5 protein-coding genes are annotated in these 7,868 nt (G+C 78.6%); all 5 read left to right on the forward strand.

Annotated elements, in window-relative coordinates; all coding sequences use genetic code 11:
• On the forward strand, nucleotides 1-412 hold a 412-nt coding region (locus tag GTR00_RS09790; RefSeq protein ID WP_205705459.1), incomplete at its 5' end, for a GtrA family protein.
• A complete protein-coding gene (locus tag GTR00_RS09795) occupies nucleotides 409-1,551 on the forward strand; it encodes a glycosyltransferase 87 family protein (RefSeq protein ID WP_166611442.1) in 1,143 nt (380 codons plus the stop codon). The genes GTR00_RS09790 and GTR00_RS09795, both read left to right, overlap by 4 nt.
• 96 nt (nucleotides 1,552-1,647) lie before the next feature.
• Nucleotides 1,648-3,438: a SpoIID/LytB domain-containing protein gene (locus GTR00_RS09800; protein ID WP_166611443.1), complete on the forward strand. Its 1,791-nt coding sequence runs from the start codon at nucleotides 1,648-1,650 to the stop codon at nucleotides 3,436-3,438.
• 104 nt (nucleotides 3,439-3,542) lie between these two features.
• Nucleotides 3,543-5,654, forward strand: a complete 2,112-nt coding sequence (locus GTR00_RS09805; RefSeq protein WP_166611444.1) for an arabinofuranosyltransferase — start codon at nucleotides 3,543-3,545, stop codon at nucleotides 5,652-5,654.
• 6 nt (nucleotides 5,655-5,660) lie between these two features.
• Nucleotides 5,661-7,868, forward strand: a 2,208-nt coding sequence (locus tag GTR00_RS09810; RefSeq protein WP_205705460.1) for an arabinosyltransferase domain-containing protein, incomplete at its 3' end; no start/stop codon positions are given.

Here is a 7,868-nt window from a genome sequence, read left to right on the forward strand (position 1 = left end):
GCTGCGCCACCACCGGGTGCAGGAGGTGCTGCGCTTCCTGGTCACCGGCGGCGCCGCGTACCTCGTGGACGTGGCCGTCTTCAACCTGCTGCTGCTCGGCTTCGACGTGGACCCGCTGTGGTCCAAGGTCGTCTCCAGCGTCTTCGCCATCGCCGTGGCCTTCCTCGGCAGCCGCTACTACACCTGGCGCGACCGCCGCTCGGAGCACCCGCTGCGCGAGTACGCCGTCTTCGTGGTGCTCAGCGTGATCGCGGCCCTGCTGCAGGTGGGGTGCCTGTGGGTCTCGCACCACCTGGTGGGGCTGACCTCCCCGCTGGCCGACAACATCTCCTCCAACGTCGTCGGCATGGCGCTGGCCACCGTCTTCCGCTTCCTGACGTTCCGCTCGCTCGTCTTCCCCGACCGCTCGTGAGGCGCGGGGCGGCCCGGTCCGCCCTGCGCTGGGCGCCGCTGGCCCTCGCGCTGGCCTGGTCCGCCGTCGTGCTGGCCACCGGGGTGGGCACCGAGCCGTGGCAGCGCGGCTACGACCTGGCCGTCTACCGCCACGGCGCCGCCGACCTGCTGGCCGGGCGCGACCCCTACGCCCGCGCCACCGAGCGCGGGCACTTCTTCGTCTACCCGCCGGTGGCGGCGGTGCTGTTCACCCCGCTGCTGCTGGTGCCGGCGGGCGTGGACCTGCTGCTGTGGGACGCGGTCCTGGTCGCCGCGCTCGTGGCCGGCGGCGGCCGGCTGCTGCGCGCGGCGGGCGTGCCGGCGGCGCTGGTGCCGGCGGCGCTGGCGCTGGTGGCGGTGAGCGACCCGTTCCGCGAGGCCCTCGTGCTGGGGCAGGTCAGCCCGCTGGTGGTGCTGGCGGGGGCCGCGGCGGCGGTGAAGGTGACCCCGGCGCTGGTGCTGCTGCTGGCCGCGGCGCGACCGTGGCGCCGCTTCGCGCTGCGCGCGGTGCTGGCCGGCGCCGTCCTGACCGCCGCCGGGGCGCTGGCCGCCCCGGCGTCCTGGCGCGGGTACTTCCTGGACCTGCTGTGGCGCTCGGGGCGCGTGGCGCCGGCGGGCACCACGAGCAACAACTCCCTGGCCGGTGCGCTCGCCCACGCCGGTCTGGACGGCTCGCTCGCGGCGCCGGCCGGGACGGCGGCGGGGCTGGCGCTGGTGGCCGGCGCGCTGCTGCTGCTGCGCCGCGCGGAGGGCCCCGGCGTCCCGGCCGCGGGGGAGGGCCTGCGGTGGGGGCTGGCGGTGAGCCTGCTCAGCTGCCTGCTCAGCCCGGTGACGTGGAGCCACCACGTGCTGGCCGCCCCGCTGGCCGCGGTGGCGCTGGCGGCGGCCGGCCCGCGCGCGGCGCGGGTGGCGGCCGTGGTGGCGCTGGTGCCCTGGCTGCTGCCGGTGCTGCAGTGGGCGGCCGCCGCCGGCGGTGCCGGCAGCGCGGCGGGGGTGCTGCTGGCGCTGACCCGGCCCGCCTCGGCGCTGGTGCTGCTGGGGCTGCTGCTGCCGCGCGGCGCGGGCCGCCCCGGCGGCAGCGCCGTCACGGCAGGGTCACGAGTGACGCGAAGCGCTTGACGGTCGGTGACAGCTGACGAACGATCGGTTGTTGTGCGACGTCGACGTCTCCTGCCTGCCGCGCTGAGCGCCGGCCTGCTGCTCACCGCCCTGCCCGTGGCCACCGCGACCAGCGCCCAGGCCGCCGAGACCTTCCCCGCCCCCGCCTCCGGCTCCTGGACCGTCACCGGCCGGGGGTTCGGGCACGGCTGGGGCATGTCCCAGTGGGGCGCGCAGTCCCGCGCCGTCGCCGGGCAGGGCCACCGGCAGATCCTGGAGGCGTACTACCCGGGCACCACCGCCTCCACCCGCGCCGACCGCACCGTGCGGGTGCAGCTCTCGCGCTTCTCCGGCCCGGAGGTGTTCCTGGAGACCCGCACCGCCGACCCGCTGCGCGTCGGGGCCCGCACCGTGCCGCAGGGCCAGCGCCTGCGCGTCACCTGGGACGGCGCCGCCCTGGTGGGCACGGCGTTCCTGCCGGGCTGGCAGGAGGTGTGGAGCGAGCGCTGGACCGCCGCCCCCGTCGTCACCGGCGGCGGCGGCGTGTGGGTCGAGCGCCTGGACGGCTCCGGCAACCGCTACGCCGGCACGATCACCTTCCCGCTGTCCGGGCCCGTCACGCCGGTCAACGTGCTGGGCCTGGAGGACTACCTGCTGGGCGTGGTGCCGCGCGAGTCGCCCGCCTGGTTCGCCGCGGAGGCGCTGAAGGCCCAGGCCGTGGCCGCCCGCAGCTACGCGCTGTCCACGCTGCGCCCGGCCGGCTCGGCCTACGACATCTGCGACACCGAGGCCTGCCAGGTGTACCAGGGCTCCGCCTCGCGCACCGCCGCCGGCGCCGTCACCGACCTGCAGCCCGCCGCGACCACCGCCGCCGTGCGCGCCACGGCCGGCGAGGTGCGCCTGCACGAGGGCGCCGTCGCCTTCACCCAGTTCTCCTCCAGCAACGGCGGCTGGTCCGCCACCGGCAGCAAGCCGTACCTGCGCGCGGCCGAGGACCCGTTCTCCTCGCCCGCCGGCAAGGTCCCGCAGGACACGGTGGCCGGCTGGACGACGCAGCTGCCCGTGGCCACCGTCGCGCGCAGCTGCCCCGGCGGCGGGCAGCCGCTGGCCCTGTCGATCACCCGCCGCGACGGCAACGGCCAGTGGGGCGGGCGCATCACCGACCTGGTCGTGCGCTGCACCACCGGCGACGCGCCCCTGTCCGGCTCCGCCGTGGCCCGCTTCGCCGGCGCCCTGCGCTCCAGCTGGTGGACGGTCGTGCCCGGCGGCACCACCCAGATCGAGGCCGCCTGGCGGGCCCTGGGCGGCGACGGCGGCGTGCTGGGCCTGCCCACCTCCCCGGTGTGGGCGCTGCCGCAGGTGGAGGGCTCCTACCAGCTCTTCCAGCGCGGCTCGGTGTACTGGTCCCCGGCCACCGGCGCGCACGAGGTGCGCGGGGCGATCCGCGACCGGTGGGGCGCGCTGGGCTGGGAGGGCGGCTACCTCGGCTTCCCGCTGACCGGGGAGGTCGCGCTGCGCGGCGGCGCGTTCAGCGCCTTCCAGGGCGGCTCGGTGTACTGGTCCCCGGCCACCGGGGCGCGCGCGGTGCGCGGGGCCATCCGCGACAAGTGGGGCTCCCTGGGCTGGGAGACCGGCTTCCTCGGGTACCCCACCACCGACGAGGTCGTGCTGCGCGGCGGCGCGTACAGCGCCTTCCGCGGCGGCTCGGTGTACTGGTCCCCGGCCACCGGCGCGCACGTGGTGCGCGGGGCGATCCGCGACGCGTGGGCCGCGCAGGGCTGGGAGACCGGGCGCCTGGGCTACCCCACCTCCGACGAGCACGACGTGCCCGGCGGCAGGCGCAGCGACTTCCAGGGCGGCTCGATCACCTGGACGCCCGCGGGCGGGGCCGTCGTCACCGTGCGCTGACCCGCGCGGGCCCGTGCGCGGCGCGGGCGGCACCGCCCGCGCCGTGGCCTACCCTCGGGTACCGCCCGGTCACCGTGGCCGGCGCTCGAGGTGGTGGGTGACGGGTGACGCAGCAGGTGGCCGGCGCGAGCGGGGACCTCGACGGGTCGGGCGCGGGGGCGAGCACCCCCGGGAGCAGGCCGCCCGCGCCGCGCGCCCGCGACGCGGTGGTGCGCGGCGGGTTCGCGCGGCTGGGCGCGGCGCTGCTCGCCGGCGCCGTCGTCGCCGGGCTGGTCAGCCTGGCCGTGCAGCGCGTCGTCACCGCCGTGGCCGTGCGGGTCGGCGGCCAGCGCGCCGCCGACGGCTCGGCGCAGTTCAGCTCGCCCACCCCCTCCTTCGCGGGCACCGCGCTGCTCACCGCGCTCGTCGTCGTGGTCGTCGCGGCCGTCCTGGTGGTGTGCGCGCGCCGGCGCTGGTGGCGCGGCACCGAGGCCGCCGGGGTCGTGGTCCTGGCCGCGCTGGCCACGAGCCTGCTGGCGGTGCCGCTGGCCGGCACGCGCTTCTACCTCGGCGGCAACACCGGCGACCAGCTCTTCCGCACCCAGTTCCTCGGCCGCCTCACCGCCGACTGGCACCTGGCGGACATGAACTACGCCGACCTGCCCTCCTTCTACCCCAGCGGGTGGTTCTGGCTGGCCGGCCGCTCCGCCGCCCTCACCGGCACCCCGGCGTGGGAGGCGTTCAAGCCCGCCGCCGTCGCCACCTCCGCGATCGTGCCCGTCCTGGCCGCGCTGGCCTGGTCGCGCCTGGTGGGCCCGCGCCGCGGCCTGCTCGCCGGCCTGGCCACCACCGCCGTCGGCGTGTACCCCGCCCTGGCCGGGCCGTTCGTCGACGAGCCGTACTCCTGGTGCCTGGCGGCGTTCGTGCCCGTCGTGGCCGTCGTCGCCTGGCGCGCCTTCGGCGACGTGCCCGCCCGCAGCCGGGCCGCAGCGGCCGTCGCCGTGGGCGTCGTGCTGGGCCTGGGCGCGATGACGTACACCCTCTACGCCGGCTTCGCCGCGCTGGTCGTGGCCCTGGCGTGCGCGCTGCGCTGCGCCGCGGCCTGGCGCGCCGGGGCCGGGCCGGCGGTGCTGCGCACCCGCGTGCCCGCCCTCGTGCTCGCCGCCGTCGTCTCCGCCGCCCTGGCGCTGGTGGTGTGGGCGCCGTACGTGGTGGAGGTGCTCAGCGCCGGCGGCGGGCGCGCCGCCGCGCAGCACTTCCTGCCGCTGATCTCCGCGCAGCTGCCCGCCCCGATGCTCGCCCCCACCCCGTGGGGGGCGTTCCTGCTGCTGGGCTGCGCCTGGCTCGTCCTGGCCGCGCGCCGCGACCGCACCGCCGCCCCGCTGCTGCTGGTCGTCGCCGCCGGCTACGCCTGGTACCTGCTGTCCACCGCCGCCCTGCTGGGCCGCACCACCCTGCTGGCCTTCCGCATGGAGGCCGTGCTCGTGGAGACGATGGCGGTGGCCGCCGTGCTCGGCGCGGCCGCGCTGTGGCGGGCGCTGCCCGCGGCGCTGGCCCGCCGCGGCGCCGGGCGGCTGCCCGAGGCGCGCGCCCTGGCCGCGCTCGCCGGGGCCGCGGTGTTCGTGGTGCCGCTGCAGGCCACCGGCCAGAACCTCAGCCCGCAGATCACCAAGGCGTACACCGACTACACCGCCGAGGGCACCGACTCCCTCGGCGGCAGCGACCCCGACCTCGACGGCGCCTGGACCGACGAGGTGGTCGCGGCCGTCGACTCCGCCGCCGCCGCGCACGGCCTGGCGCCGGACCGGGCGGTCGTGCTCAGCGCGTTCTACGAGGTCTTCTCCTTCCGGCCCTACCGCGGCTTCCAGCAGATCACCGCGCACTACGCCAACCCGCTGGCCCGCTTCGACGAGCGCCGCGCCGAGGTGGGCTCCTGGGCCGCCGCGACCGGCCCGGGCGACCTGCTGCGCCGCATGGCCGACGGGCCGTTCGCCGCCCCCGACGTGCTGGTGCTGCGCCGCGCCGGCGAGGGCTGGCAGGTGGGCCTGACGCGCGACACCTTCCCCGCCGAGCCGAACGTGGCCTGGGAGACGGTCACGTTCGACCCCGCCCTGTTCGACGACCCGGCCTTCACCCCCGTCGACGTCGGCCCGTTCGTCGTCGTGGGCGTGGACCCCGACGCCCTCGCGGCCGCCGCCACCGGCGCGCCCGCCCCCACCGAGACCCCGGCGGGCTGACGACCCTTGCGCTCCACCGCCCCGGCGAGGGGGTCCCTGACGGCCCTGCTGCTCGCCGCCCTCACCTGCCTGCTGTCCGCGGCGGTGCCGCTGGCCCCCGTCGTGGTCAGCGCCCCGGAGGTGACCTGGCCGCGCGCCGGGGAACCGGCCACCGGCACCACCGCGATGTTCATGCCGTACCGGCCGCTGGACGTCACCGCCGAGGTGCCGTGCCCGACCGTCGCCGCGGCCGCCGCCGCGCCGGCGCGCACCGTCCTGCTGGCCACCGCCCCGGACGCCTCCGGGCGCGGCCGGGAGCGCTCCCTGGCCGTGGAGGTGGCCGGCGGGCGGGTGCTGGTGCGCTCCTCCGGGCGCGAGCTGCTCGACGTGCCCGCCGACGACGCCCGCCTGGCCGGGCCCGGCTGCGCGCTGCGGGTGGCCGCCGGGCAGGACGGCACCGTCGTCACCGCCGCCACCACCGGGGCCGCGGCGGTGGAGCTGGCCCGCGCCGACGGCCTGCCCGTGCCGGAGGTCAGCGCCTTCACCACCGGCCTGAGCGGCGCGGCCGCCGCCCCCGGCGCCGCGCCCGGCGTGGTGGCCCACCCCGACGCGCGCTTCGAGAGCCGCCCCGGCCCGCTCAAGCTCGCCGTGCTCGGCGCGCACGCCCTGCTGGCGCTGGGCGCGCTGCTGGTCCTGCTCGGCGCGGGGCGGGCCCGGCCGGCCCCGGCCACCCGGCCCGCCGCGCTGGACCCCGCCGCGCGCCGGTGGTGGCGCCGCGGCGTCGTCGTGGCCTGCGACGCGGCCGTGGCCGCCGCCCTCGTGGCGTGGGCCGGCGTCGGCCCGCTGCACACCGACGACTTCTACTACGTGCTGGAGGCGCGCAGCCTCGGCGACGGCGGGTACGTCGGCAACGTCGTGCGCTACTTCGACGTGCCGGAGATCCCCTTCACTCTGCAGCAGCTGCTGCTGGGGCTGGTCGTGCAGGTCTCCGCCGCGCCGTGGGCGGTGCGCCTGCCCGCCGCGCTGTGCGGCGTGGGCACCTGGCTGCTGCTGACGCGGGTGGTGCTGCCGCGGCTGGTGCAGGACCCGCCGGTGTGGACGCGGCCGCTGACCGCGGTGGTGCTGCTGGCCTGGTGGCTCCCGCTGGACACCTCCGCGCGCCCGGAGGCCCTGGTGGTGCTGGTGACCACCGCCACCCTGGCGCTGGTGCTGGAGGCCGTGGCCCGCCGCCGGGTGTGGCTGCTGGGCCTGGCCGCCGCCACCGCCGGGGTGGCGGTGGGCGTGACGGCCTCGGCGCTGCTGTCCGCGGCCCTGCTGCTGGTGCTGGCCCCGCGCTGGTGGCCGCTGCTGCGCGCCTCGCGCTTCGGCGCGCTGCCCACCGGCGCGCTGCTGCTGGCCTGCGCCAGCGTGGCCTCCCCGGTGGTCTTCGCCGACGCCACCCTGGCCGGGGCCCTGACCTCGCTGCGCGTGCACGACGAGGTCGGCCCGAACCTGTCCTGGTGGGAGGAGGCGCAGCGCTACGCCGCCCTGACCGTCGGGGTGGACCCCAACCAGCGCGTCTACTCGCGCCAGGTCGTCGTCCTGCTCACCCTCGTGGTGCTCGTCGGGGTCACCGCCGCGCTGCTGCGCACCACCCGCACCCGCGGTCCGCGCGTGGCGTGGGTGGTGCCCGTGGCCGCCGCCCTGACCGGCTTCGCCGTCCTGGCGTTCTCGCCCACGAAGTGGTCGCACCACTTCGGCGCCCTCGCCGGGGTGGGCACGCTGCTCGCCGTCGCCGGGGCCGTGGCCCTGGTGCGCCGCCGGCCCACCCGGTGGGCGTCGCTGGCGCTGTGGGGGGCGGTCGTGGCGGTCGCCGGGGCCGCGTTCCACGGCCCGGACGCGCAGGTGGAGTACTCCGCGTACGGCGTCGAGCAGGAGCTGCCGGAGCTGCTCGGCCAGCCGCTGCTGTGGGCGGCGCTGTCCGGGCTGCTCGTGCTGCCGGTCCTGCTGCGCCGCCGCCGGCGCGGCGCCGCGCGAGGGGCTGCGGGTGAGGGCGCGGGGGAGGGGCCGGTGCGCGACGCGTGGCCGGAGCTGCCGGTGGCCGCGCTCGCCGTCGTGCTCGCCGCCTCGGTGCTCGCGCAGGTCGCCAGCGTCGCCGTCGCCGCGCAGCGGCTGCGCGGCAGCTGGTCGGTGGCCGCCGACGCCTGGCCGGCGCTGACCGGGGACTCCTGCGGCTTCCCCGACGCGGCCGTGGCC

It is taken from the genome of Kineococcus indalonis, assembly GCF_009906395.1.
Lineage (GTDB): Bacteria > Actinomycetota > Actinomycetes > Actinomycetales > Kineococcaceae > Kineococcus > Kineococcus indalonis.